The organism is Streptomyces rectiviolaceus, from assembly GCF_039533825.1.
Taxonomy (GTDB): domain Bacteria; phylum Actinomycetota; class Actinomycetes; order Streptomycetales; family Streptomycetaceae; genus Streptomyces; species Streptomyces rectiviolaceus.
Genome location: NZ_BAAAUG010000137.1, coordinates 1 through 1,031, shown reverse-complemented (window position 1 = coordinate 1,031; position 1,031 = coordinate 1). Strand labels below are relative to the sequence as shown.

Here is a 1,031-nt window from a genome sequence, read left to right as displayed (position 1 = left end):
ATCTGCTCGACGGCACCCGCCGCGCACCGCAGATGCCGCTCGGCGTCCTGCTCGTCCCCGTCGCGCAGCCGCGCGGTGCCGACCTGGAGCGCGGCCTCGGTGTGCCCGGCGGCCGCCGCACGCTCGTACCAGGGCAGGGCGGAGCCCTCGTCGTCACGGGACGCGTACAGGATCCCGAGGTTGAAGGCGGCGTCCACGCTGCCCGCCTCGGCGGCCTTGGAGAACCACGGCTCGGCGCCCGCCGCGTCGCCGCCCTGGAGCAGCAGTACGGCGAGGGCGTTGGCGGCCTCGCGGTGACCGGCGTACGCGGCACGCCTGTACCACTGGTCGGCCTGCGCGGTCCGCCCCTGCTCGGCGCAGAGCAGTCCGAGGTTGTACGCGCCGTTCACGTCCCCCGCGTCCATGGCGGCGCGGTACCACCGCTCGGCGGTCTGGGTCTCGCCCCGCTCGGCGTGCAGCGCGCCCAGGGCGTTCGCTGCGTTGCCGTCGCCGTCCTGGGCGGCTTTCAGCCACCAGACGGCGGCGCTCTCCTCGTCGCCCGCGTCACGCAGCAGGAAGCCGAGGGCGCAGGCGGCACGCGCCTCCCCGTCCTTCGCGGAGTTCAGGTACCAGCGCCCGGCCTCCTTCAGCTCGCCGCGCTGCTCCAGGATCGCGCCGAGGTGCAGCGCGGCCCGCCGGTGACCGCGCGCGGCGGCCTGGCGGTACCACTGTTCGGCCTCGGCGGCAGCGGAACGTACCCCTTTTGCGTCTTTTGCGCCTTTTCCATCGACTCTGGCGTCGGCTTTGGGGGCGACTTTGGGGTCGCGCTCGGCGGTGGCCCGCCGGTCCAGGGCGCGGGCGATGCGGTACGCAGCCTCGCGGTGACCGCGCTCGGCCGATGCCCGCATCCAGCGCTCGGCGCCGACGTCACCGCGGTGCTCGAGAAGATCGGCGAGGGCGTACGCGCCCAGGGCGTGGCCCTGCTCGGCGGACTGCCGCAGCCAGTACTCCGCGGCGGGCTCGTCGCCGCGCTCGCGGTGCTGCCGCCCGAG

The 1,031-nt window shown here is 75.4% G+C and carries 1 protein-coding gene; it reads right to left on the bottom strand.

The annotated features are described in order from the left end of the window. On the bottom strand, positions 1-1,031 hold a 1,031-nt coding region (locus tag ABD378_RS32585; protein ID WP_425583906.1), incomplete at both ends, for a tetratricopeptide repeat protein.